21 protein-coding genes are annotated in these 25474 nt (G+C 58.7%); 3 read left to right on the forward strand and 18 right to left on the reverse strand.

Annotated elements, in window-relative coordinates; all coding sequences use genetic code 11:
- Positions 1–49: 49 nt before the first annotated feature.
- Complete coding sequence (locus tag AC2AXP_RS16415; RefSeq protein ID WP_198773259.1) at positions 50–955, reverse strand: LysR family transcriptional regulator; 906 nt, start codon at positions 953–955, stop codon at positions 50–52.
- A gap of 101 nt (positions 956–1056) precedes the next feature.
- On the opposite strand from AC2AXP_RS16415, the gene AC2AXP_RS16420 reads away from it, so the two are divergent.
- Positions 1057–2058 carry a zinc-binding alcohol dehydrogenase family protein gene (locus AC2AXP_RS16420; RefSeq protein ID WP_198773258.1) on the forward strand — a complete coding sequence of 334 codons (1002 nt, stop codon included), beginning with the start codon at positions 1057–1059 and terminating at the stop codon, positions 2056–2058.
- A gap of 24 nt (positions 2059–2082) precedes the next feature.
- Here the strand turns inward: AC2AXP_RS16420 and AC2AXP_RS16425 are convergent, their stop codons facing one another.
- The 4 genes from AC2AXP_RS16425 to serB form a co-directional block, all read right to left on the reverse strand.
- A complete protein-coding gene (locus AC2AXP_RS16425) occupies positions 2083–3522 on the reverse strand; it encodes a glycosyltransferase family 39 protein (protein WP_484381809.1) in 1440 nt (479 codons plus the stop codon).
- Positions 3523–3669: 147 nt separating this feature from the next.
- Complete coding sequence (gene nadR / locus AC2AXP_RS16430) at positions 3670–4920, reverse strand: multifunctional transcriptional regulator/nicotinamide-nucleotide adenylyltransferase/ribosylnicotinamide kinase NadR (RefSeq protein WP_004955524.1); 1251 nt, start codon at positions 4918–4920, stop codon at positions 3670–3672.
- Positions 4921–4978: 58 nt separating this feature from the next.
- Positions 4979–6358 (reverse strand): DNA repair protein RadA, encoded by a 1380-nt coding sequence (gene radA / locus AC2AXP_RS16435; protein WP_198773256.1) that lies wholly within the window; start codon positions 6356–6358, stop codon positions 4979–4981.
- A gap of 66 nt (positions 6359–6424) precedes the next feature.
- Positions 6425–7402: a phosphoserine phosphatase gene (serB, locus tag AC2AXP_RS16440; RefSeq protein ID WP_198773255.1), complete on the reverse strand. Its 978-nt coding sequence runs from the start codon at positions 7400–7402 to the stop codon at positions 6425–6427.
- Between the two features lie 103 nt (positions 7403–7505).
- On the opposite strand from serB, the gene AC2AXP_RS16445 reads away from it, so the two are divergent.
- The gene (locus AC2AXP_RS16445; protein ID WP_004955530.1) at positions 7506–8183 is read left to right on the forward strand and encodes a YtjB family periplasmic protein; all 678 of its coding nucleotides are present in this window, start codon (positions 7506–7508) and stop codon (positions 8181–8183) included.
- A gap of 96 nt (positions 8184–8279) precedes the next feature.
- Here the strand turns inward: AC2AXP_RS16445 and deoD are convergent, their stop codons facing one another.
- From deoD to AC2AXP_RS16475, 6 genes are all read right to left on the reverse strand, one after another.
- Entirely contained in the window at positions 8280–9011 is a 732-nt protein-coding gene (gene deoD, locus AC2AXP_RS16450) for a purine-nucleoside phosphorylase (RefSeq protein ID WP_004955532.1), read from the reverse strand.
- 69 nt (positions 9012–9080) lie between these two features.
- The gene (gene deoB / locus AC2AXP_RS16455; protein ID WP_039991196.1) at positions 9081–10304 is read right to left on the reverse strand and encodes a phosphopentomutase; all 1224 of its coding nucleotides are present in this window, start codon (positions 10302–10304) and stop codon (positions 9081–9083) included.
- 244 nt (positions 10305–10548) lie between these two features.
- Positions 10549–11871, reverse strand: a complete 1323-nt coding sequence (gene deoA / locus AC2AXP_RS16460) for a thymidine phosphorylase (protein ID WP_004955536.1) — start codon at positions 11869–11871, stop codon at positions 10549–10551.
- A 66-nt stretch (positions 11872–11937) separates the two neighbouring features.
- On the reverse strand, positions 11938–12717 hold the full coding sequence (gene deoC, locus AC2AXP_RS16465; protein ID WP_198773253.1) for a deoxyribose-phosphate aldolase: 780 nt from the start codon (positions 12715–12717) through the stop codon (positions 11938–11940).
- 299 nt (positions 12718–13016) lie between these two features.
- Positions 13017–14294 (reverse strand): NupC/NupG family nucleoside CNT transporter, encoded by a 1278-nt coding sequence (locus AC2AXP_RS16470; protein ID WP_233092303.1) that lies wholly within the window; start codon positions 14292–14294, stop codon positions 13017–13019.
- Positions 14295–14514: 220 nt separating this feature from the next.
- Positions 14515–16035 carry a bifunctional metallophosphatase/5'-nucleotidase gene (locus tag AC2AXP_RS16475; RefSeq protein ID WP_484381810.1) on the reverse strand — a complete coding sequence of 507 codons (1521 nt, stop codon included), beginning with the start codon at positions 16033–16035 and terminating at the stop codon, positions 14515–14517.
- Between the two features lie 578 nt (positions 16036–16613).
- Between AC2AXP_RS16475 and AC2AXP_RS16480 the strand changes: the two genes are divergently transcribed.
- Entirely contained in the window at positions 16614–17618 is a 1005-nt protein-coding gene (locus AC2AXP_RS16480; RefSeq protein ID WP_004955545.1) for a LacI family DNA-binding transcriptional regulator, read from the forward strand.
- Between the two features lie 6 nt (positions 17619–17624).
- On the opposite strand, the gene araD is transcribed toward AC2AXP_RS16480, so the two are convergent.
- The 7 genes from araD to AC2AXP_RS16515 all read right to left on the reverse strand — a co-directional run bounded on the left by araD (position 17625) and on the right by AC2AXP_RS16515 (position 25315).
- Positions 17625–18317 carry an L-ribulose-5-phosphate 4-epimerase gene (araD, locus tag AC2AXP_RS16485; RefSeq protein ID WP_004955548.1) on the reverse strand — a complete coding sequence of 231 codons (693 nt, stop codon included), beginning with the start codon at positions 18315–18317 and terminating at the stop codon, positions 17625–17627.
- Positions 18311–19180, reverse strand: a complete 870-nt coding sequence (locus tag AC2AXP_RS16490; RefSeq protein ID WP_081445053.1) for an L-ribulose-5-phosphate 3-epimerase — start codon at positions 19178–19180, stop codon at positions 18311–18313. Before AC2AXP_RS16490 ends, araD begins: the two co-directional genes overlap by 7 nt.
- Positions 19167–20654, reverse strand: coding sequence for an FGGY-family carbohydrate kinase (locus AC2AXP_RS16495; protein ID WP_004955556.1), 1488 nt, complete (start codon positions 20652–20654; stop codon positions 19167–19169). Before AC2AXP_RS16495 ends, AC2AXP_RS16490 begins: the two co-directional genes overlap by 14 nt.
- Positions 20655–20662: 8 nt before the next feature.
- Entirely contained in the window at positions 20663–21652 is a 990-nt protein-coding gene (locus AC2AXP_RS16500; protein WP_449145715.1) for an ABC transporter permease, read from the reverse strand.
- Complete coding sequence (locus tag AC2AXP_RS16505; protein ID WP_273872071.1) at positions 21649–23139, reverse strand: sugar ABC transporter ATP-binding protein; 1491 nt, start codon at positions 23137–23139, stop codon at positions 21649–21651. The genes AC2AXP_RS16500 and AC2AXP_RS16505 overlap by 4 nt, the downstream gene beginning before the upstream one ends.
- A gap of 54 nt (positions 23140–23193) precedes the next feature.
- Positions 23194–24111 carry an ABC transporter substrate-binding protein gene (locus AC2AXP_RS16510; RefSeq protein ID WP_004955564.1) on the reverse strand — a complete coding sequence of 306 codons (918 nt, stop codon included), beginning with the start codon at positions 24109–24111 and terminating at the stop codon, positions 23194–23196.
- Positions 24112–24247: 136 nt separating this feature from the next.
- Positions 24248–25315, reverse strand: a complete 1068-nt coding sequence (locus AC2AXP_RS16515) for an alcohol dehydrogenase catalytic domain-containing protein (RefSeq protein WP_371901981.1) — start codon at positions 25313–25315, stop codon at positions 24248–24250.
- Between the last annotated feature and the right edge of the window lie 159 nt (positions 25316–25474).

The following is a 25474-nucleotide window of genomic DNA, read 5'->3' on the forward strand; positions in this document are numbered from 1 at the left end:
AAGCCCGCAACTTGGAGTGCGGGCTTTTTTATTGGCTTGCGTCGTGGCGTTAAGGCGACAGCGCCTGACCGTAATCGGCAAACGCCGGGTGCTGCATGACGACGTCGATAAAACAGGCCAGCGCCGGTGAGTTCAATTTACGACTCGGATACACCAGATACAGTTCATTGCCTTCCGCCCGCCATTGCGGCAACACCTCCACCAATCCCCGGCTGGCCACCACTTCGCGGCTGAGAAACGCCGGCAGCAAGGTAATACCGGCTCCGGCCAGCGCACATTCCCGCGCATACAGCAAATTATCGGTGGTATGTGCGCTCGGCAACTGCCAGCGGAAATACTCGTCCTCACGTCGCAATATCAACGCCGTCCAGGCGCGATGGGCAATGCAGCGATGCAGCGACAGCTGCTGTGGATGCACGATCGGCGGGAACTGCGCCAGATACGCCGGTGACGCCAGCAGATAGCGTGGCGCATGGCCCAGTCGGCGGCCAATAAGCGAGGAATCCTGCGGCTTGCCGGTACGCAGCGCGACATCAAACCCCTCTTGCACCAGATCGACCATGGCGTCGGATACCGACACTTCCAGCGACACGTCCGGATATTGACGCTGAAAATCGGTCGCCAGCCACGGCAGCAAGGTTGCGCCAAGCCCGGCCGGGGTAGACACGCGCAAACGGCCGCTGGGATTATCCCGCAGCCGCTGCAAGGCCAGATCGGCGCGCTCGGCGGCGCTCAGCATCTCCTGACAATGCACCAGATAGCGTTCGCCGGCGAATGTCAGGTTCAGCTGGCGTGTGGTACGGTTGAGCAGCCGTAGCCCCAGCGTACTTTCCAGTTGGCTGATGCGCTGACTGACGCTGGATTTCGGCAGTCCGGCTCGCTTCGCCGCAGCGGTAAGGCTGCCGCACTCTGCCACCAGTGCAAATAACGCCATATCCTGCAATTGCTTAAACAATATTGTTCACCTGAGACGAACTCTGAGTTAGTTATTGTCCATATTATCATTCATCGGCCACGGGTCTACACTGTGGTTATTCATTCAACAGGAGACTTATCATGTCTGTTAAAGCAATTGCCGTCGATCCCGCCAACCCTGCCGACTTTATCGAAATCAGTACCGAGAAACCGGTTCCGGGTCAGTACGACCTGTTGGTGGCGGTGAAGGCCGCATCGGTTAATCCGGTAGATACCAAGGTGCATGCCGGCCTGCAAAAAAACGGTCTGCAACAGCCGCGCATTCTCGGCTGGGACGCCAGCGGCGTAGTGCTGGAGGTAGGCAGCAGCGTCAGCGGATTCAAACCGGGCGATGAAGTGTGGTACGCCGGTGATATCACCCGCCCCGGCAGCAACGCCAGCCACCAGTTGGTTGATTCACGCATCAGCGCCCACAAGCCGCGCAGCCTGAACTGGGCCGAAGCCGCCGCAATACCGCTCACCGCGCTGACGGCCTGGGAAGCGCTGTTCGAACATTTGCAGATCCAGCACGCGCAAGCCGGTAAAACCTTGCTGATCGTCGGCGGCGCCGGCGGCGTCGGTTCGCTGGCGATCCCGCTGGCCGCGCTGCGCAGCAAGCTCAAGGTGATCGCCACCGCCTCGCGCCCGGAATCCGCCGCCTGGTGCCGTGAACGTGGTGCCGAACTGGTGGTGGATTATCACGATCTGCAAGGTAACCTGGCAAAAGAAGGCATTGAAAGCGTCGACTATATCCTGTGCCTGAACGATACCGACGGCCATTGGCAGGCGCTGAGCGAATTGATTGCGCCATTGGGACACATTTGCACGATCGTCGAAAATGAACGGCCGCTGGATCAAAACGCGCTGAAATTAAAAAGCGCGGCACTGCACTGGGAGTTCATGTTTACCCGCAGCATGTTCACCACGCCGGATATTGCCCGTCAGGGCGAGATCCTGCAACAGGTAGCCCAACTGCTGGATGAAGGCAAACTCAACGGCACACTGAGCGAAACGCTGCAAGGGCTGACGGTGGCAACGCTGAATGCCGCACACCGTAAACTGCTGGAAGGCCACATGCAGGGCAAGTTGGTGATCGCCTACTGAGTGACGATGGCTGGTGCGGCGGCGTCAGCGCGGCTGCGGCCTGACAAATGCCACGCATAGCGTCTGCCGTTCAGCATGCGGATCGGCCTGGAACGGCAGCTCCTGCTGCCAGTCGATGCGCAGCTGCGGCCAGCTGTCCAGCGCGCCGTTAAAGCGACTCTGCGCGCAGCGCTCGCCCAATCGCCCCATCAACGCCACGCCATGCCGTGCAATCTGCGTGGCGCTGAGATCGGCGTTATAGATGTTCGGTCGCGTAGCAAGCGTCCAGCGCGTCACGATCTGCGGTCGGGAATCGGCATACACCGTCAGCCATTGGGACAGATAATCGCCGCCGACATAACGCAGCTCACTGTGATAGCGTTGTCGCCAGCGTTGCTCAACCTCGAGGCTGAACGCCTTGATACCCACCATCTTCTGACCGGCGTTGCGCACGTTGACCAGCATTACCGCCGCATAGCCCAGATAGACCACCAGCGCGGCACAACCCAACCCCAGCATCGCCGCGCGCAATGAACCGCTTGGCGGTTGCCGCACGCAGCCAACCAGCAACGGCGGAGCCAGTATCAGCCAGGGTTGCAGCCATTCGGTCAAACGGCCGCCGACGTTAAACGAAAACCATACAATGATGGCGCAAAGCGGCAGCAGATAAATCCACAGCAGCGCCCGCATTGCCATCTCATCGGGCCAGGACAGAACCGCCCCCGCCCGCCGCAGCATCAGCCACAGGAGCGAAACGGGGTAAAACACCAGCAGCAGCGTCAGCAGGATACCAGGGTTAAGCTGGCGTTTTATCTGTGAATCCACCCACCTGAATGCCACCCAATCGTGCTGCCATAGCCACAGCGCATTCGGCAATACCAACGCCAGACCGATAGCCAACGCCAGGTAAAATGGCGGCTGGCGATAGCAGCGGCGAAGAGGCGCTACCCACAGCGTCGACAGCAGCATCCCGCCAACCAGAACAGCGGTAGAATATTTGGCCATCATCGCCAAACCGGCCACCACGGCCACCGCTGGCCACCAGTTGGCGGAGCGCGTGATCGCCTGGTAATAGCACAGCATTAGCCACGGCCACAGCATCACCAACAGGTAATTATCGTTATAGGGGATGATATCGATATTGATAATGCCAGAGACATTGAGCGTCAGCAGCGCCAGCCAGGCCAGTCGCTGACTGCCGCCAAGACGCAGCGCCAACAACCATACTCCCAGCATGCCAATGGCGATTGCCATAAAATGCACCGCATACCAATACAGCGGCAACGACAGCCACGGCAGCCAAACGACCGGCTGCATCATCGCCCCCACCAGCCACGGGTTTTTGGGTGAACCCCATTCGGCGTTGGTGCCCCAGTTTAACGCCTCGACGGCGTCATAAGGCACGGTGGGATCGAGTAGGTAGGTCAGCAGCGTCCATGCCGTCGCATAGCACAGCAGCCAGAGAATCAATGGGCGATACGTCATAGCGTTACGATCTTGAGTTTGACGAAAAGCCCAACTTAATCAGTGCTTAATGAACCCTGGCTAAACAAGAAGACAAATATGCATGCGCCGTGGCGTTTCTGTTAGCCAGACGGCAACTTCCGCTAACCCGCTAGGCCCGGCGCGCGGCTAATAGGCCAGCAGGCGCTCGGCATCGGCGGCCAGCAGTTGTTGCACCAGCTCGACGCAACGCAGGAAACGTTCTTCGTAATCGCTGGATTCGACGTGCACATAGTCAATATTATTGGCGTGCAGCATCTCTTCGAGCAGATGCTGGAACGCCTTGCGGTCGGTCGGCGCCCCCAGACTGCGCAAGCCGTCGGCTACCCACGGCGTGTTGTTTTCCAACAGGATCACCAAATCGAAACGGTATTCGTCAATCAGCGCCTGAACAAACGGGTGCTCGCGCCCCTCGTATTTTTTGCAAAACGCCTGGGTAGTGACGAAATCGGTATCGATAAACGCCACTTTGTTAGCATATTTCACCGCAAAATCAACGTACTGAGCCTGGCCGAGCGCAATCTTGTCGTAGTCGGAGTATTGCAGCGCCATCTCATCGCCGCCCAGGTGGGAAAACACGTAATCGCGACCATACTCCCAGGCGCTGGTGGTATTGAAAATATTGGCCAACTTGTTGACCAGAGTCGATTTTCCGCTCGACTCGCCGCCGAGTATCGCCACGGTACGCACGAAAAACGGCTTCACCTCGGTCGGAATATATTCCCAATAGCGGAACGGATCCTGGCGAATCTGCCGGCCGCTGATGTTCATAAATGAGCGCTGAGGATCGATCAGAATGGTTTCGGTATCAAGATACTCGCGATAACGCGGTGCGTCCTGCGTTTCGCTGGAATAGATAAAACTCGGCACAATGCCCTGCTGATCCATAAACTGCTTCATACCGTTGCTCCACACGCCCCAGCCGTGCGGATACGGCTCGATGCCCTGTTCGTCAAACGCATGAATGCGGATGTTCTTTTGGTACTTGAAGGTTTGCAGCAGCCAGCGCAGTCGGTCGCTGACCGTCGGTTGCTGCGACATCGAACTGTTTTCGAACAGCTCGCGGTCGCGCGGTTCGTCGTAGCACAGAATGACGTGCAGCTCATCCACCTGGCTGCAGGCGCGCTGGATCAGGTAGATGTGACCGGTATGCAGTGGGTAAAATTTACCAAACACCACCCCCACCGTTTTTACCCGACGTGGGAATTCCAGCCCCAGATAACGGTGCAACGCCTCCAGTTTCTGCGCGCTCGGGCTTTTGATTTTGTCGTTGAGCAATTGGCTTAGATAGCCTTTGGTCATGCTGCTGGCATCAGCCACCTGTTGCAGGGTGCAGCCTTTTTGCTTGATCGCTGCTTTCAGGTAATCAAATTGCGGCATACCGCCTCCCGTTTAATATGCTAAACAAAATAGCATAATTTCGCCGAACCATGGCAGATTAAAACTCGTCCAGCACCGCCAGCGCGTCCGCCAGTTTCTTCACGCCGAATACCTGCATATTCGGCGGCATTTTTTTCGGCACGTTGGCATGTGGCACGATGGCGCGCTTGAAACCGTGCTTGGCCGCCTCGGAAATCCGCTCCTGGCCGCTCGGCACCGGGCGGATCTCACCGGCCAGTCCCACCTCGCCAAACACCACCAGATCCTGCGGCAACGGCCGATCGCGTAAACTGGACACCAGCGACATCAGCAACGCCAAATCGGCGCTGGTTTCCGTTACCTTCACGCCACCGACCACGTTAACGAACACATCCTGATCCGCCATCTGCAACCCGCCGTGGCGGTGCAGCACCGCCAGCAGGATCGCCAGTCGGTTCTGTTCCAGCCCGACCGCCACCCGACGCGGGTTGGACATCATCGAATGATCCACCAGCGCCTGGATCTCCACCAGCAGCGGCCGGGTACCTTCCCACACCACCATCACCGAACTGCCGGAGGTGACTTCGCCACGGCTAAGGAAAATCGCCGACGGGTTGCTAACTTCGCGTAATCCCTGTTCGGTCATGGCAAACACACCAAGTTCGTTCACTGCGCCAAAACGGTTTTTGTGGCTGCGCAGCGTACGGAAGCGCGAATCGGCATCGCCATCGAGCAAAATCGAACAGTCGATGCAGTGTTCCAGCACCTTCGGCCCGGCCAGCGAGCCGTCTTTGGTGACGTGCCCCACCATCACGATGGCCACGCCGCGCGTCTTGGCGAAGCGCGTCAGGTAAGCCGCGGTTTCGCGCACCTGCGCCACGCTGCCCGGCGAAGACTGGATATCCGCCATGTGCATCACCTGGATGGAGTCAATCACCATCAGTCGTGGCTGTTCCTGTTCGGCGATCAGGCAAATCTGTTCGATGCTGGTTTCCGATAGCATATTCAGATTGTCGGTCGGCAAGGCCAGGCGATGCGCGCGCATCGCCACCTGCTGCAACGACTCTTCACCGGTGACATACAACGTTTTCATCTGTTCAGACAGTTTGCACAGCGTTTGCAGCAACAGCGTACTTTTCCCCGCGCCGGGGCTGCCGCCGATCAGAATGGCGCTGCCCGGCACCACGCCGCCGCCCAGTACCCGGTCAAATTCCAGAAAACCGGTCGAAAAACGCGGTAGCTCTTCCAGACTGATGTCGGACAGTCGCTGTACCTTGCTGACGCCGGTTTCACCGGCATAGCCGCTGAAACGCTCGGTGCGTGTCGAAGAAGACGCCGCAGCCAGACGAACTTCCGTAATGGTATTCCAGGCGTGACACGCGCTGCATTGCCCCTGCCAGCGTGGATAATCCGCACCGCACTCATTACATACGAACGCCCGTTTTGCTGCTTTTGCCACGTATTACCTCTTTGAGAATGCTGATTGCTGATGCTGCGCCGGCCCGTCGAGCGGCGCTGCTGCGGTTTAACGCACTTCGCGCTTCAAACTGCCGCTGAGCACGCATAATACGCCCATCAAATCGGCATGGCGAATCGCCACCTGGGCTTTGTCATACACTTTCGGCTTGGCGTGGTAGGCGATGCCCAGACCGGCCGCCTGCATCATTTTCACGTCGTTGGCACCGTCACCGATAGCCACGGTTTGCTGTAGCGGGATCTGCAGTTTTTCCGCCAACCGCAGCAAGGTATCCGCCTTGTGTTGCGCATCCACGATCGGCCCCAGCACTTCGCCGGTAAGCTTGCCGTCACGGATTTCCAGCTCGTTGGCCACCACCGCCGTCAGCTTCAGCTTGTCGCGCAGGTGTTCGGCATAATAGGTGAAGCCGCCAGAAGCAATGGCGACATGCCAGTCTAGCGCCTGCAATTTACGCACCAGACTGGTGAGGCCGGGCATCAACGGCAACGTTTCCAGCACCTGTTTAAGAATATTGGCATCGGCACCCTTCAGCGTGCCAACGCGTTGACGCAGACTGGCGGTGAAGTCCAGTTCACCGCGCATCGCGCGTTCGGTTACCGCCGAGACCTGCTCGCCCACGCCGGCCAGTTTGGCGATTTCATCGATACATTCAATCTCGATCGCCGTGGAGTCCATATCCATCACCAGCAGGCCCGGGGAACGCAGATGCGGTATCTTGCCGAGCGGCGCGACGTCGAGGCCGTTTTCCGCCGCCAGCGTTTTGGCGCGCGGCGTCAGGCTGCCCGCCAGACGTACCACCTGATAGTCCTCTACGCACCAGGCGGTGACAATGACCATTGCCGCGCCCAGCTTGCGCTGAAATTGGGTGATGCGATCCTTGTCCAGCTGTCTGCCATACAGTAGCCAACCGGTGTGGCCCGCCCGATAATCCAGCGGCATCACTTCGTCACCGCTCAGCGAAAGCGGAAGACCCGGCCATTGAGAGATCTCGGCCGGGAGATCGCAATAGGTCAGACTATTCGACATTATTAACTCCTGCAGGGGGCACCAGTAGAAAAACGACGCATCAAGCTATCCTATCGTAGTTGGTTCTGGCAACATAAAGTGTCCCTGATCCCAAGGAAGCCGCATGGCTAAAGCTAAACTTAAATTCCGCCTGCATCGCACGGCTATCATACTGATTTGCCTGGCGCTGCTGGTATTGTTGATGCAGGGTGCGTCCTATTTTAGCCTCAGTCATCAATTGGCGCGTTCAGAACAGGTGGAAGAGCTGGCGCAAACCCTGACCAAGCAGGTCGCCTTCAGCCTGGCACCGCTGCTCGACGACGACAGCGACGTCGACAACCAACGTATCGATGCGATACTGCAACAGCTGACCGATCACAGCCGTATCCTTGACGCCGGCGTCTATCAGTTAGACGGTTCGCTGGTGGCCCATGCCGGCGAAAACATCAGCGTGCGCGATCGGCTGTCGCTCGACGGCAAGCGCGCCGGCAGCTATTTCAACCATCAATTGGTCGCCATGATCCAGAGCAAGGATGGCCCGCTCGGCTTTCTGCGCGTCACGCTGGATACTCACGTGCTGGCCACCGAATCCAAACAGGTCGACAACACCACCAACCTGCTGCGGCTGATGATCCTGCTGGCACTGGCCATCGGCATTATTCTGGCGCGCACCCTGTTGCAAGGGCGACGCAGTCGTTGGCAGCAGTCGCCTTATCTGCTCACCGCCAACAACCCGCTGGAAGAAGGCAGCAGCGTAGAAGACGCGCCGGACGACAAGCCGAATAAAACCGACGGCGGATAACGCGGCGGTTCAGCAGCGATAGAATGCAAAAATGCCGGTCAGGATTAACTGACCGGCATTTTTCATGGCGGCGGTGTCGACCGCCGCTACGCCAACTTACGCTTTGTCGCCCAGCAGCACGGCTTCCAGCGCGATGACGATCATATCGTTAAAGGTAGTCTGGCGTTCCGCCGCGGTGGTCGCTTCGTGACGCAGGATATGGTCAGAAACGGTACAGATGGTCAGCGCCTTGCAACCAAACTCTTCATACAGCTCCGCCGCCACGCCGTAGATGCCGGCAGCTTCCATTTCCACGCCCAGAATGCCGTACTTCTTCATGACCTGGAACATATCGGCATCCGGGGTGTAGAACAGATCGGCCGAGAAGATGTTGCCCACGCGTGCCGGGATGCCCTGCGCCGCCGCCGCGTCTACCGCGTTGCGTACCATATCGAAATCGGCAATTGCCGCGTAGTCGTGATCCTTGAAGCGCATGCGGTTGACCTTGGAGTCGGTACAGGCCCCCATACCGATCACCACGTCACGCAGTTTGACATCGTCACGCACCGCGCCGCACGATCCCACGCGGATGATTTTCTTCACGCCGAATTCCGCGATCAGTTCACGCGCATAGATGGAGCAGGACGGGATCCCCATGCCATGGCCCATTACCGAGATTTTGCGGCCCTTGTAAGTGCCGGTGAAGCCCAGCATGCCACGCACGTTATTGACTTCCACCGCGCCTTCCAGGAAGGTTTCGGCGATATATTTCGCACGCAGTGGATCGCCCGGCATCAGTACTACGTCAGCGAAGTCACCCATCTCAGCGTTAATATGCGGCGTTGCCATAATTATTTTCCTTCAAATCATCGTCATGAATAAAAATGCGCCGGGCAGTCACCCGACGCCAACAGGTATTTAGAACATCGGTTTGCCGTATTCCATCGGCGACAGGCCAAAATAGTTGGCAACGGTCTGGCCGATATCGGCGAAGGTTGCGCGGTGGCCCAGCGAACCTGGCTGGATTTTCGGGCCGTACACCAGCACCGGAATGTGCTCACGGGTGTGGTCGGTACCGCTCCAGGTCGGGTCACAACCGTGATCGGCGGTGAAGATAATCATATCGTCATCTTTCACCAGCTTCAGCAGCTCCGGCAGGCGGCGATCGAACAGCTCCAGCGCGGCGGCATAGCCCGCCACGTCACGGCGGTGACCGTAAGAAGAGTCGAAATCGACAAAGTTGGTAAACACAATGGTGTTGTCGCCGGCTTTTTCCATTTCGCTTACCGTGGCGTCAAACAGCGCATCGATGCCGGTGGCCTTCACCTTTTTGGTGATGCCGACGTTGGCGTAGATATCGGCAATTTTACCGATCGACACCACTTCCCCGCCTTTCTCATCCACCAGCTTTTTCAGCACGGTAGGCGCCGGCGGCTCGACCGCCAGATCGTGACGGTTGCCGGTACGCTGGAAGTTGCCCGGCTTATCGCCGATGAACGGCCGCGCGATCACCCGGCCAATATTGTAGCCGCCTTCGGTCAGTTCTTCGCGGGCGATCTCGCACAGCTGGTACAACCGCTCCAGGCCAAAGGTCTCTTCATGGCAGGCAATCTGGAACACCGAATCCGCCGAAGTATAGAAGATGGGCTTGCCGCTCTTCATGTGCTCTTCACCAAGCTGATCGAGGATCACCGTGCCGGACGAATGGCAGTTGCCAAGGTAACCTGGCAGATTGGCGCGTTCGACCAGTTTATCCAGCAGTTCCTGCGGGAAACTGTTGTGTTCATCACTGAAATAACCCCAGTCGAACAGTACCGGCACGCCGGCAATTTCCCAGTGGCCTGACGGCGTGTCCTTACCGGAAGACAGTTCGCTGGCATAGCCGTAAGCACCGATGATATCGGCGTTTTCATCCAGCCCCTGCGGGAAGCTGCCGGTGGATTCCTGTGCCGCTTTGCCCAGGCCGAGACGGCTCAGGTTTGGCAGGGTCAACGGGCCATTACGGCCGGTATTGGCTTCACCGCGCGCACAGGCGGCGGCAATGTGGCCGAGCGTATCAGAGCCTTTGTCGCCAAAACGTTCAGCATCTTCGCTCGCGCCGATACCGAATGAATCCAAAACCATAATAAACGTACGTTTCATGCTGTTCTCCTGCGTGATACCCATTGTCTTTCGCGCTACGACGTTGTTGGCTGCGCGTTACTCGCTCCATCGCTGGGCCTTGCCCTTACGTGGTCGCGGTGGCCGATTTGTCACCCCGGTCAGTTACCGAACAAGTTCCGTTGCTGCCCGCCCTTGCCCTCTAGCCGTGGTGCGAAATCCGTTGGGTATATCCAGCAACCACTAAGATGAGCGGTTGCCATCAATTCAATATAGAAAGCCGACGTCAGGCCGTAATGCGCTGGTATACCACCGGCGTGGTTTCTGCAGCCGTAGTACCCAGCGTCATCGCGCTGCGCACCGCGTCAGCCGCCTGCTGCCAGCTCTCTTCGTCGTTGGCATGGATCACCGCCAGCGGGCGCTGGGTATCGACGCTGTCGCCCAGACGCGCCATATCGGTCAGGCCAACGCTGTAATCGATGCTGTCGCTTGCCCGGCGACGCCCGCCGCCCAACGTCACTACCGCCATGCCCAGCGCACGCGTGTCCATGGCGGTAACGATACCCGGCTGGTCGGCATACACCGGCTTGCTCATCATGGCAACCGGCAGGTAGTGGTCGTAACGCTCGACGAAATCGCTCGGCCCCTGCTGCGCCGCGACCATGCGGCCGAAGATGTCTGCCGCTTTGCCGTTGTCCAGCACCGCGTGTAACTTGGCACGCGCATCGGCGTCGTCGCGCGCCAAACCGCCAGACAGCAGCATTTCCACGCACAGTGCCATCGTCACGTCCAGCAGGCGCGGATTACGGTATTCACCGGTCAGGAAGCGTACCGCCTCACGGACCTCAACCGCATTGCCAGCGCTGGAAGCCAGTACCTGATTCATGTCGGTCAGCAGCGCGGTGGTTTTGCAACCGGCGCCGTTGGCCACGCCAACGATCGCCTGCGCCAAATCCTCTGACAGCGCGTAGGTCGGCATAAAGGCGCCAGAGCCGACCTTGACGTCCATCACCAACGCGTCCAGACCTTCCGCCAGTTTCTTGGCGAGGATTGAGGCGGTAATCAGTGGAATCGAATCCACGGTGGCGGTGATGTCGCGGGTAGCATAGAACCGTTTATCCGCTGGAGCCAGCGAGCTGGTCTGGCCGATAATCGCCACACCGACGTCCTTAATGATTTTGCGAAACGCGTTGTCATCCGGGAAAATATTGAAACCGGGAATGGCTTCCAGTTTATCCAGAGTGCCGCCGGTATGACCGAGGCCGCGACCGGAAATCATCGGCACGTAGCCGCCGCAGGCCGCCACCATCGGACCGAGCATCAGCGACGTGACGTCGCCCACGCCGCCGGTGGAGTGTTTGTCGACGATCGGCCCGTTCAACGACAGGCTGTTCCAGTCCAGCACCGTGCCGGAATCGCGCATCGCCATGGTCAGCGCAACGCGCTCCGCCATGCTCATGTCGTGGAAATAGATGGTCATCGCCAACGCGGCGATTTGCCCTTCAGACACCGCGTTGTCACGAACGCCATTGATGAAGAAACGAATTTCCTCTTCGCTCAACGGTTGTCCATCGCGTTTTTTACGTATTATCTCTTGAGCCAGGAACACAGCATCCCCCTGCGTGAGTGTAGGGTCATCACAACCACCGCAGTCCTGCCACGGTGGAAAATGTCATCAGTAGCTGCCAGCGGAAACCTGGCCGTCATGGCCCAGCGTCGTCAGCAGGCTCGCCAGCAGGCTGGAGGCGCCGAAGCGGAAATGGCGCGCATCAGCCCAGTCTTTGCCCATGATACGCTCGGCAAGTTGCAGATAATGCAGCGCGTCTTGCGCGGTGCGCACCCCGCCGGCCGGTTTGAAACCGACCCGTGCGCCGACGCCCATGTCGCGGATCACCGACATCATCAGCTCGGCACTTTCCAGCGTGGCGTTGACCGGGACTTTGCCGGTCGAGGTTTTAATAAAATCGGCTCCGGCGTTGATGGCAATTTCGCTGGCCTGACGGATCAGCCCGGCGTCTTTCAGCTCGCCGGTTTCAATAATCACCTTCAACAGCACCTTTGCCTGCTCGCAGGCCTGCTTGCACTGCTTGACCAGATCAAACCCGACCTGGGCATTGCCGGCCATCAGCGCACGGTACGGGAACACCACGTCAACCTCATCGGCGCCATAGGCAATGGCCGCGCGGGTTTCCGCCAGCGCAATGTCGATGTCGTCATTGCCATGCGGGAAGTTGGTAACGGTGGCGATGCGAATGTCCGGCGTGCCTTGTTCGCGCAGCGTTTTGCGGGCAATCGGGATAAAGCGCGGATAGATGCATATGGCGGCGGTATGGCCGGCCGGGCTGTTGGCCTGACGACACAGCGCGATCACTTTCTCGTCGGTGTCATCATCGTTCAGCGTGGTTAAATCCATTAAATTCAGCGCACGTTGCGCTGCGGCGGTTAATTCGGTCATAAAACTCTCCAACTGAGTATCTTGCCGTTGGCGAGCGGACTTGGTTCCATGAAGATAGCGCGGGGCAATGATTCCCCTCGCGGCAACTGAGATCCTTCTCACCGCAGATGTAATAGCTATTTGAACACGCTCCCTGGGGGAAAATCGTGTTCGGATTCACATTCTATGAAATAACACTGTAACAGGCCGGAATTATATGTGAAGAACATCACAAAAGAACGCGATATCGTTCACAAATTCGCTAAGGATTCGTGCCGGGATAACGGGCGCCCAACCGGACGCCCGTAACAGAGTTTAGCTTAAAGCGCCAGGAAGAACCCGGCGATGGTGGCGCTCATCAGGTTAGACAGCGTACCGGCCGCCACCGCTTTCAGACCAAAGCGCGCTATATCGTGGCGACGATTCGGCGCCATGCTGCCCAGACCACCCAACAGGATCGCCACCGAGGACAGGTTGGCAAAACCGCACAGCGCAAACGAGATGATCGCTTTGGTATGGGCAGAAAGCACCTGCAAGCCTTCGGCAGCCACCACGTCGTCCGGGCGCAGATAGGCGCCGAAGTTCATGTAAGCCACAAATTCGTTGACGATAATCTTCTGGCCGATAAACGAACCGGCGGTCATCGCCTCATGCCACGGCACGCCGATCAGGAAAGCAATCGGTGAGAAGATCCAGCCAAGAATCAGCTCCAGCGACAGTTGCGGATAGTCGAACCAGCCGCCGATACCGCCAAGGATGCCGTTCAGCAAGGCGATCAGCGCAATAAACGCCAGCAGCATGGCACCGACGTTCAACGCCAACTGCATACCGGACGCCGCACCGGACGCTGCCGCGTCAATGACGTTGGCCGGACGGTCGTCTTCAGCGATCAGCTTCATCGCATCGTCTTTATCGTGGGTTTTCTCGGTTTCCGGCACCATCAGCTTGGCGAACAGCAAGCCACCTGGCGCAGCCATAAACGAAGCGGCAATCAGGTATTCCAGCGGTACGCCCATCTGCGCATACCCCGCCAGCACCGAACCGGCCACCGAGGCCAGGCCGCCACACATGACGGTAAACAGTTCAGACTGGGTCATGGTGGCAATATACGGACGCACCACCAGCGGCGCTTCGGTCTGGCCAACAAAGATATTGGCGGTTGCCGACAGCGATTCGGTGCGCGAGGTGCCGAGCAGTTTTTGCAGGCCGCCGCCGAGCACGCGGATCACCAGTTGCATGATGCCCAGATAATACAGCACCGCAATCAGCGAGGAGAAGAACACGATCACCGGCAATACCCGCAGGGCGAAGACAAAGCCGCCGCCGCCGAACACCTCGAACATCTTGTCGGAAACCAGCCCGCCAAAAATAAAGGAAATGCCCTGATTGCCATAGGCGATCACGTTAGCCACGCCGGCCGACATGCCGCCGAGCACCGCGCGCCCCACCGGCACATACAGCACCAGCGCGCCGATGGCTATCTGAAGAACAAATGCCCAGGCAACGGTGCGCAGATTAATCGCGCGACGGTTGCTGGAGAGCAGTACCGCAATCGCGATCAGCGCCGCCATGCCGACCAGGCTCATGATGAGTTGCATGTAAAGTATCCCTGTTGCGAATAAAGTAATGCATCCCTGCCAAAGAGGAACACAGGGTTGCTTATGAATGTTTTCGGGGTGTGATTATACGGAGCGGGACGATACCCGCACCGATTCATATCACAAAAATATACAACCAGACGCAATAGAAAACATCATTACGTGACATTCATCACGGTTTAATCCTTCCGCATAACGTCAACTCGCCAGCCCTGATTGGCTACAGCGCCTGGTCCTTGATGCGCTTGTGTTCATCGGGGACGATCTCCGGTTGCGACTTGATATAGTCCACCACCGCGGCTGTCGCACCGCTGCCGGGAAGCGTCCTGATATTCCGCCCTTCGGTAAAGGCGCTGAATCCATCTCCCCCGGTCGCCAGGAAAGAATTCACCACAATCGGATACCAGGCGTCATCCTTGAGCGGCTGCCCCTGCACCGTTAGCGAGACGATGCGCTGATTGAGCGGCTTGCGGCTATCGTATTCCATCTCGATACCTTTCGAGACCTGCAGAATGCCATTGGTCAGATTTGCCGCATGATTCATTAGCCAACGTAGCTGTTTGCCGTTGATTTCCATATAGCTTAAATCGTCCGGGAAAGGGAACATGGTGATGATATCACCCAACTTGATTTCCCCTTGAGCAAGCTCACTTCTCAAACCGCCGCTGTTGACAAAGGCAAGCTGCGCCCGTGGTTCCGCGGCCAAAAAGGCATCGCCAACCATATTGCCAGCGGCGGAAGACTCGCCATAAGAGCGCGTCAACTCTGCGCTGGCGCTGCCGATTTTCTGCTGGGTGATCTGCTTTAGCTTATCCGTCCATAGCGCGACCTTCGCCGCCGTTGCCGGGTCAGGCTCCACGTCACCATCGTAAATATTGATCAACTTGCCTTGATAGCCAGCGATCTTTTTAGTTTTATCGTCAATATTCAACACCAATTTGCCCAGATCGATACCATAGGCATCGGTGGAAACAATCAAGGTATTATTGACTTTGATCGGTTCCGGCGTGCCAACGTGCGCATGCCCGGTAATAAGAACGTCCAATCCCTGCACCTGCTTTGCCAGTTCAATATCCTTGCTTAACAACCGGGTTACGTCTGCCGAACCAAAACTGGATTGCCGCGCCGGTACGCCTTCATGGATTAATAATACGGTAACGTCCACCTTGTCGCGAATCTGCCCAAGATACTTATTGAGGTATTCCACTTCGTCGCGCATCTCTACGCCAGCGCGCATATTCTTATTTACCGTATCGTAGAAAGCGAATTTGCCATGCAGGCCAATCACGCCAACCTTGATGCCGGCTTTTTCCAAAATAACCCATGATTTATCCCACACCGGTTTATCACTGTTCTCATAAAACAGATTACCTAATAGCACCGGAAAAGTGGCTTTGCTCAACTGCTCAATCATATTGGGTACGCCATGATCAAACTCATGATTACCGATGGACACGGCATCAAACGACATTTGATTCATTATATCAATGATGGCTTCCCCCTGCGTTAGCGTGCTGATATACGGCCCGGTAAAAAAATCTCCGGCATCAAACAAGAAGACGCCATCATCTTTGGCTTTGGCCTGTTTGACAATGCTGGCGATATTGGCGAACCCCCCGCCTTTTTTATCTTTACTGACATAGGGGGCTTTAAAAGGAAGTACATTAGCGTGTAAGTCGTTAGTGTGATAAATAGTGATGTCGGCTGATAATACCGAACCGCTTGCTAAAAACAATCCCATTATTAATACACTAAAAGCTTTAATTCTTCTCATTGCATATCCTCCATGAATTATTAAACTTTAACTCTTAGCCACACTAGTCAATATCACCGTCGGTTTCTGTGAGCTACAGCCTGATTTATAAAATCACAGTGAGGGATATCGAAAAATATTCCGGCGCCTAGTTGCGGATATCCCTGAAAATAATTCATTCGCTGATTGAAATTTAAATAAAGAATATTAGCGGTGTAATTAAAGACCTGCTACCAACCAGTTCTTATAATTAAAATATTGGATATATTGACCGGTTTTTTTTATTGAAAATATCCATATTGGCTAAACCCGTTCTCGCCATTGCATTTCCGTCGCTGTGCCAGTCGGCGGGCAGTTTCTTGCTGCGGCAGCGGTCACAAGCGAGGAGTCGACATAGCCTTGCCGCCATGACCTAACGTTGCAACAATACCGGCTGATTGCTGAAATGGCCGGGATCGTAAAAAGTACACGCAACAATTGCCGGACTTCCCCCACATCCCCCTAGCCCCCCAACCGCCCTTTCCCTACAATAAGGGATCTGTTGAGGCATAACGCAAGGAAAGACGGTGTCGAAAGCCAATCCCAATGCCACCATCGTGGACATCGCCCGCCGTGCCAGGGTGACCAATATCACCGTTTCCCGCGCCTTCAATAAGCCCGAGCTGGTCAAGCCGGAAACCCGTGAACGCATTCACGCCATCGCCAAAGAGCTGAACTACGTGCCCAATGCCTTCGCGCAGGGGCTAAAGAGCAGCAGCAGCCAGATTATCGGCATCGTCACCAGCAGTATGTATAACCCGTTCTATTCCGGCCTGATCAAGACCGTGTCGCGCATCGCGCGCCAGCAGGGTTACCAGATCATGCTGTTCGACACCGACGGCAGCGAAGAGGCGGAAATGCGCGCCATTCAGGCGCTGTTCGGCTACAAGGCGCGCGGCATCCTGTTATCGGCGGTGCGCGATGACAAGCATTATCGTCCCGCCTATCTGGAACTGGCCGAGGTGTACGGCATCCCTCTGATTCTGCTCGATCGCGATCTCTACGATCAGCAACTGAGCGGGGTGTTCCTCGACAACCGCGAGATCGGCATCCTCGCCGGCCGCTATCTGGCGGAGCAACCGGAGAAAAAACTGCTGATTATCGGCGGCCCCGCCGACTCGGAGATCACGTTGACGCGTACCGCCGGCATCGTTGCGGCGCTGAAAGGGCGTGGCCGCGAACTACATATCATCAACGGCGACTACGATTTCATGTCGCAGGAAAGCGAGGTGCGCACCTATCTGGCCCAGCCGGAGAACCGCCCGGATTACATCATCGGCCTGAACGGCATCATCACGCTGGGCGCCATCGCCATCTGCCACGAAATGGGCCTCTATCAGCAGGTGAAGTTCTTCTCGATCGACGAACCGCCGCGCGCCGGCGCTTACGGCCTGCACATTCCCGGGGTGTATCACGATACGCAGAAACTGGGGGAGATCGCCGCGGAGCTGCTGTTTAGCGCAATCAACAGCCCGCGCGGAGAGCTGCCGGTGCGCAGAGAGTTCTTCACCGGCTCGCTGTTGAATCGCTGACGGGCGTTATTGCCCGTAGTAAGCGTGTTTGCCGTGCTTGCGCAGGAAATGTTTGTCCAGCAGCGCCGGCTGCATCGGGGCGATCGCCGGCACCAGTTGGCGCGTCGCCATCGCCATCGCGGCGACCTCCTCCAGCACCACCGCGTTGTGCACCGCATCCGCCGCGTCCTTGCCCCAGGCGAACGGCCCGTGGGAATAGACCAGCACCCCTGGCACCTGCTGCGGATCGCGCCCGCTCTGTTGGAAAGTTTCGACGATCACCTTGCCGGTTTCCTGCTCGTAATCACCGGCGATCTCCGCCTCGCGCATCGGCCGGGTGCAGGGAATATCGCCGTAAAAATAGTCGGCGTGGGTGGTGCCGAGCGCCGGGATCGGCTGCCCCGCCTGCGCCCAGATGGTGGCGTTGCGGCTGTGGGTATGCACCACGCCACCGATATCGCCGAAGGCGCGGTATAACGCCAGATGGGTCGCAGTATCGGACGAGGGTTTGCAATGCCCTTCCCGCACCTTGCCGTCCAGATCCACCACCACCAGATCCTCCAGCGTCATCGCCTGATAGGCGATGCCCGAAGGCTTGATCACCACCAGCCCGCGTTGGCGATCGATCGCCGAAACGTTGCCCCAGGTAAAGGTCACCAGCCCATATTCCGGCAGGCTGAGATTGGCGGCCAGTACCTGCCGCTTGAGTTCGTTCAGCATGCGATTCCTCCGCTGATCATCTGTTGTTCAATCCAGGCCTTGGCCTGGGCGATGCGCTGCTTATCCTGTCCGTCTTCACGCGCCCACATCTCCAGCAGGTAGGGGCCACGATAGCCGAGCGTATTGAGTACCGAAAAGGCGTGGGCAAAATCCACGCACCCTTCGCCAAACGGCACGTCGCGAAACTGCCCGGCGCTGCCCGGCCCCACCGCAATCGTGTCTTTGAGGTGGATGGCGGTGATACTGCCAATGTCCAATGCCAGCTCGGCGGCGATATCGTTGCCCCAGGCGCTGAGGTTGCCAAGGTCGGGATACACCGTGAACCACGGGCTGTTGACGTGGCGCGCAATGTCGCGCCATTTGCTGATGCTGTTGATAAACGGCGTGTCCATCACTTCCACCGACAGCATCACCTGTGCTCTGCCAGCCTGCGCCACCGCCCACTGCATGCCCTCGATAAAACGTGCACGGCTGTGACGGTCGGCGGGTTCGTAATAGACGTCGTAACCCGCCAGTTGGATGTTGCGAATGCCGAGATCCACCGCCAGATCCAGCGCCTTGATCAACAGCACCCGCGCCCGTTCACGGGTGGCCACGTCGGCGCTGCCGAACGGATCGCGCCGGTGTGCCGACAGACACAGGCTCGGTACCGTCACCCCGCTGTCGAGACGCGCCTGGATAAACGCCAGTCGCTGACTGCGATCCCAATCCAGACGCTGCTGGCGCGCCGGCTGTTCGTCGATCGACATCTCCACAAAATCAAACCCCAGCTCCGCGGCGATCGCCAGCCGCTGCGGCCAGCTCAGATTGGCGGGCAGCGCTTTTTCATACAATCCCAGACAGGCGACGTTAGTTGTTTGCATCATTGACCTCATTCAAAGCCTGGGCGACCGCCAGATAGCGCGCCTGCTGGGCGCGCAGACGCCGATGGGCGGCGGGCGCGGGATAAAAACAACGCAGCTTGGGCGGCGCGGCGGCGATCGCTTCGGCGAAGCCGGCATACTCCCCGGCGCCTACTGCGGCACACAGCGCCGCGGCACGGCAGCCGCTCTGGCGGCTTGCCACCACGTCGAGCGGCAGATTGCCTGCGTCGGCGTACATCTGCATCCAGACGTCGGACTGCGTCGGCCCACCGGTCATGCGCACCCGCTCAATGCGCGGGTTGAGCCGCACCATGCGCTGCTGATGGATCAGGTGCGAAAACACGATGCCCTGATAGATAGCCTGCACCACGTCTGCCATCTCATGATGGGCGCTCAGGCCGATCAACCCGCCCGGCGTGTTGCCGCCAAGGTTGGAACCGTACAGATAGGGCAGGAACAGCAGCTCGCTGGGCCGTTCGCAGCGCTCGGCCACCCAGGCGTTGAACTGGGCGTAGCGTTGCCGGTCGTCGGCGCAAAACTGGCGCAGGAACCAGGCCAGATTGCCGGCCGAGGTCGGGCTGCCCTCGTGCACAAAATAGCGGCCGTCGATGCAGTAACGCCCCCAGGCATAGGGATAGTCGGCGGGGATCAGTCGCTCGGTCACGCAGGTGGCGATCGACCAGGTGCCCGCCACCGCGCTGAGCGTGCGATCGTCGGCCACGCCGGAGCTGAGCGCCGCGCCCACCACGTCGAACAGGCCGCCGTATACCGCCGTGCCCGCCCGCAGGCCGCACTGCGCCGCCGCCCCGGCCGTCACTCGCCCGGCCAGTTGCGCCGAGCCAATCACCGGCGCGGTCTTTTCCGCCGCCTCTTCAATGCCAAAAGCCGCCATCAGCGTCGGATCGTAAGCCCCACTGTGCTGGTTAAACAGGTTGCTGCCGGAGATATTGGTTACCTCGGCCGCCGCCTCGCCGGTCAGGCGAAAGCGCAGATAGTCATGTGCCATCAAAATGCGATCGACGGCGGCGTACTGCGCCGGTTGATGCTGCTTCAGCCAGCGCAGCAGCAGCGCCGGGTGACTGGGCCACAGCGGCTGCAGGCTACGCGGGTAGGTCTGCGCATCTACCCCGGCGCGCTGCAAGGCTGCGACCGTTTCCGCCGCGCGGTTGTCCGAAGAGAGAATGCCGTTGCCGACCGGCTTGCCGTACCGGTCAATGGCATACAGCCCTTTGCCGTGCGCCGAAAAGCCGACGCCGCGCACCTGACCGGCATCCAGCGCCGCTGCATGCAGCGTCTGGCGGATCGCGGCGCAGACGTCATCCCACAGCGCCTCCATATTGCGTTCGCTGAAACCTGGCCGGGCGGCGATCGTCGCACCGTCGCGTTCGGCGATCGCCAGTTCTTCACCGTCAGCCCGGTACAACCCGGCCTTGATCACCGTGCCGCCGACGTCTATGCCAAGAAAAATGCCCATTGCGCCCCCTACTTGCGCCGCACGGAACTGAGATAGATGGCGGCCAGGATGATGCCGCCCTTCACCACGTTCTGGATATACGGCGACACGCTCATCAGATTGAGGCCGTTGTTCAGCACCCCGAGCATCATTGCCCCCACCAACGTGCCGACAATGGCGCCACGCCCGCCGGAGATTGCCGCCCCGCCGAGCACGACCGCTGCAATGGCGTCCAGTTCAAAGCCTTCACCGGCGTTGGGCTGCCCGCTCATCAGGCGTGAGGTCAGCACCAGCCCGGCCAGCGCGGCGGTCAGACCGCTTATCACGTACACCAGCATCTTGTAGCGCGGCACGCGGATGCCGCTCAGGCGCGCCGCCTCTTCGTTGCCGCCCATCGCGTAGATGTAACGGCCGAACGGCAGCTGGTTCAGCATCAGCCAGGCCAGCAGGTACACGCCGAGCATGATCAGAATTGGCACCTGGATACCCTGCACCGTGCCGCGGCCGAAGAAGGCGAAGACGTCGGGCAGGCCAGAGATCGGGTAGCCGCCGGTGTACAGCAGCGCCAGACCGCGGGCGATCCCCATCGATGCCAGAGTGACGATGATCGGCGGCATGCGCAGATAGGCGATGCAAGCGCCGTTGGCCAGACCGAATAGCGCCCCGACCGCCAATGCCGCTACCATCGCCAACGGGATGGGGATCGCCGCCAGCATCAGCCCGGCGGCGACGGAGCCGGCCAGCGCCATCACCGGCCCGACCGAGAGATCGATACCGCCGGTGAGGATGGCGCAGGTCATGCCCACCGCGATGATGGCGTTGATTGACACCTGGCGCGCCACATTGGTCAGGTTGTTGACGCTGAGGAAGCTGTCGTTCAGCACGCTCATCAGCGCAAACAGGATCACGAAGCCGATAAACGGCAACACCGCCGGATGGTGTAGCAGTTTATCCCAGCGCTTGCCGAGGCTGGGGGCAGCGGCGCGGCGCGCCACGGCGGGTTGTTCAATTCCGATCATAATGCACTCCCGGTAGCGTGAAGCATGATGTGGTTGGATTCGATGTCGTCGCCGGTCAGCTCAGCAACGATGTGGCCGCCGCGAAACACCAGCACGCGGTCGCACACGCCGATGATCTCCGGCAGCTCGGAGGAAATCATGATGATGGAGATACCCTGCAGGGTCAGTTGCTGCATCAGCTGGTAGATCTCGGCCTTGGCGCCCACGTCGATACCGCGCGTCGGTTCGTCGAAGATCAGGATGTTGCAGTCGTTGTTGAGCCAGCGGGCGATCACCACTTTCTGCTGGTTACCGCCGCTCAGGGTACTGACGGCGGTATCCGCGCCCGGGGTTTTTACCCCTACCGCGTGGATCAACCGCTGCACCACGTCGCGATCCTTGCTGGCGCTGACGAAGATCTTGCCGCGCCGATGATGCCGGTTGAGGGTGATGTTCTGCGCCACCGAGAACGGCAGCACCAGGCCTTCGGTTTTGCGACTCTCCGGCAGCAGACCGATGCCCTGCGACAGCGCCTGCGCCGGCGAATTCAGCGCCGCCGGCCGACCGCCGAGACTCACGCATTTGCGGTGGCAGCGACTGGCGCCGATCAGCGCCGACACGGTCTCGGTGCGTCCGGAGCCCACCAGTCCGGCAAAGCCGAGGATCTCGCCCTTATGCAGCCGAAATCGGTCCGTTGGGCCGTGCTTTTCGCGCTGGATCTCCGCCTCCAGCAACAGCGTCGAGGTGTCCACCGGGTGCTGTTTCAGCGGGAAGGCGTTTTCGATCTTGCGCCCGACCATCAGCCGTACCAGCTCTTCCACGTTGGTGTCGCCGGTGGCCAGCGTCTCGATATAGCTGCCGTCGCGCAGCACGGTGATGCGATCGCAAATGGTGAAGATCTCATCCAGGTGGTGCGAGATAAACACCATGCCAACGCCCAGCAGCCGCAGATCGTTCATCACGCTAAACAGATGCTCGGCCTCGCCCGGGGTCAGCGTGGCGGTCGGCTCGTCCAGTACCAGCACGCGCGCCTCCAGCGACAGCGCCTTGGCGATCTCCACGAACTGTTGCTGCGCCACGCTCAACTGCTCCACCGGACAGTCGAGATCGATTTCCACCGTCAAGCGTTTGAAGATAGCTTCGGCCTTGCGCCGCATCGCGCGTCGATCCAACAGGCCCCAACGATTTCTGATCTCCCGGTTGAGAAAGATGTTGTCGATGGCGCTCATGTAGGGAATCAACGAGAATTCCTGAAAAATAATGCCGACACCGGCCTCGATCGCCTGGCGATAGTTGCTAAAGCGGCACTGCTCACCGTCGATAAAAATGTCGCCCTCGTCCGGCTGATAAATGCCGCACATGATTTTCACCAGCGTCGATTTACCGGCGCCGTTTTCGCCCAGTAGGGCGTGCACCTCGCCGCGTTGAATGGCGAGATCGATGCCGTCCAGCGCCTTCACGCCGGGAAAGCTCTTTTTAATCCGCTTCAATTCCAATAAAGCTGTCACCGCAATACCCTCCGCGTCGAACGCCCCGCCGCAGCGGGGCGAACCTGGCCGCTGTTACCAGCTAAAGCCGGCCGCATTGCTGCGGTCGATCAGCTTCACCTTGACCGGTACGGTTTTCGGCACGGTGGCGCCCCAGTAGCGGGCCAGCGCGATGCCGAGCGCGATACGCAACTGGTCACGCGGGAACTGCGCCGAGGTGGCGATAAACGGTGAATTCGGTTTGAGGATCTCTTTGATGGCTTCCGGCTGGCCGTCAACGCTGACCAGTTTCACCTTGGCGCCGTTGCTTTCAATCGCCGCCAGGGCGCCGAGCGCGCCAACGTCATTAACGCTGAAGATGCCCGCCAGATCCGGCGCCGACTGCAGCATGTTTTCAGTCACCGTCAGCGCGGTATCGCGCTCCTGCTTGCCGTTTTGTTTGGTGACAATCTTGATGTCGGGGTATTTCTTCATCGCCGCTTCGAAGCCGCGCACCCGCTCCAGGATCGGCACCACCGGGATGCCGTCAAGGATCGCTACCTTGCCTTTACCACCCAGTGATTTCGCCAAGTACTCGCCCGCCTGGAAGCCGGCGTCGTAGTTTTCCGAACCGACGAACGAGTCCAGGGGTCCGTCAGCCTGCGCGTCAATCGCCACCACCACCGCACCGGCTTTATGGGCGGAAATCACCGCCGACTGCACCCCCACCGAATCGGTCGGGTTGATCAGCAGGATATCCACCTTCTTCTGCAGCATATCCTCCACGTCGCCGATCTGCTTGGCGACGTCGTGACGCGCATCGGCCACGTACACTTTGGCGCCGATATCGGCCGCCGCCTGATCCAGCGCCTGTTTCATGGTGACGAAATAGTCGTTGTTCATTTCCTGGAACGACATACCGATAGTGATCTGCTTGGCCAGCGCCACATGGCTGGCCGCCAACATTCCACCGGCGACGATAAAAGGTAAGGTCTTTTTGAAAAATGAAAACATAGCCAATTCTCCTGTAGGGATAGCGTTTTGTTGTGATTATCAGAGCAACAGCATGTCTTTACTTTTGGCCGACCAGTGCCCCATCCGTTACGAACGAGGCGGTGGTCGTTACTGCAACAGCGGTACGGCGGGAATATCAGGGAACCAGGATCACCTTGATAGAGTCGGTCGAATCCGCCAGGGCGAAAGCCTGATCCCAGTCGTTCAATGAATAGCTGTGGGTGACCACGCCGCTGGAGGTCACCAGCCCGCGCTCGAACAGATCGATGGCGATTTCATAGCTGTAGGGCGCCAGGTGCGCGCCGCGAATGTCCAGCTCCTTGCGGTCACCGATGATCGACCAGTCGACGGTGGTTTCCTTGCCGAACACGCTGAACTCCACGAAGCGGCCCAGCTTGCGGATCATCTGCAACCCCTGGATCACGCCGATCGGCGCGCCGGTGGCCTCGATATACACGTCGCAGCCGTAGCCGCCGGTCAACGATTTGACGATGCCGTCGGCGTCTTCTTTCAGCGGGTTGATCACCACGTCGGCACCGAACGCTTTCGCCAGTGCCAGCCGCTCGTCGATGGCGTCGATGACGATCAGTTTCTTCGGCGTTTTCAGGCGCGCCACCTGCACCATGCACAGCCCGAGCGGCCCGGCGCCGGCCAGCACCACCACGTCATCCAGTTGAATGTCGCCGCGCGCCACGGTGTGAATGGCGCAGGCCATCGGTTCAATCAGTACCGCGTCTTCGTGGCTCAGGCTTTCCGGGATCTTGTGCACGATGGCATTCTCGGAAAAGCGCATATACTCCGCCATGCCGCCTTCCGCCACGTCTTTCTGGAAGCCGTAAATATTGTGCGTTTCACACATCCAGTAGCTGCCGGACTTGCAGTAGCGGCATTCCCAGCACGGTACGATCTGCTCGGCGATCACCCGTTCACCGACCTTATATTTGCCTTCAGCGCCCTCGCCCAACGCGGCAATACGCCCATAGAACTCATGCCCCGGCACTACCGGTGGTTTCACCCACGGGTTCTCCCCCCAGAACATCTGCGCGCCGTTTTTGCATTTGCAGTCGCCGGCACAGATGCCACAGCCTTCCACCTTGATCACCAGCTCGCGTGCCTTCGGCAACGGCGTAGGCACCTGTTCGAAACGATAATCCTGCGGGCCGTGGCAAACGACCGCGCGCATTTTTTCCGGCAACTGGCTCATTTATTCCTCCAATATATTTGTTAACAGCTTGAATTCTCTTAATGTTGACGTTGTCATTTTTTTCCAACAAAAAATAGACAAGGTTATAAATAGATATATTTCAATAAATTAATCACTACACATACCGAAAACTCAAAATGACAACGTGAACATAGAGCA

It is taken from the genome of Serratia sp. Sp408 (genome assembly GCF_057180665.1).